Genomic DNA, 747 nt, shown 5'->3' on the forward strand with positions numbered 1-747 from the left:
GGCGGCGCACCAGTGCGGCAATGCGGGCACTCAGCTCGGGCAGGTAGAAAGGCTTGCTCACGTAGTCGTCGGCCCCCAGCTCGAAGCCTTCGATGCGGTCGTCGACGGCGGCGCGGGCGCTGGTGATGATGACACCGGCCGCCTTCTGCTGCTTTTGCAGCTCGCGTAGCAGGTCGAGGCCGTCGCCGCCGGGCAGCGTCAGGTCGAGCACGATGCACTCGTAGTCGTGCAGGGCCATTTTTTCCTGCGCCTGGGCGTAGGTGGTGGCCGTTTCGCACACGTAGTGCTGGGCTTGCAGGTAGCTCACCACGCTGGCCAGCAGGGCCGGTTCGTCTTCAACGAGCAGCAGTTTCATTTTGGAACAGGGGAGAAAGAAGGGCAAGGTAGGGCCTTGCGGAGTAGCAGAACGTCATGCAGAGTGGAGCGCAGCGGAGTCGAAGCATCTCGCGTGCAGTAGTAAATCCTGTCGATTGAATTACTGCTGCACGCGAGATGCCTAGGCGGCGCTCGGCATGACGTGCTTTTTACATCGCATCAAATCAAATAAGTAAGCGCACACTCACTATTTTCTGAAAAATTCCAAATCTTCCAAATGTATTCTAAATCGCCCCGCTACTTCGCTTCCCAAACCACGAATTCATTCCCACCTCCATCAGAATTCCCATGAAGCGAATCTTACCTACCTCCTCCCTCACGGCCCGGACGGCGGGCGCGGCGCTGCTGCTGGCCGCGCAGTGCGCAGCTGGC

General features: G+C 59.4%; 1 protein-coding gene. It reads right to left on the minus strand.

Annotation, left to right across the window (positions count from 1 at the left end; genetic code table 11):
* On the minus strand, positions 1-355 hold a 355-nt coding region (locus tag ACYVDE_RS25035; RefSeq protein ID WP_460504224.1), incomplete at its 3' end, for a response regulator transcription factor.
* Positions 356-747 lie beyond the last annotated feature (392 nt).

This window comes from Hymenobacter agri (genome assembly GCF_054778495.1).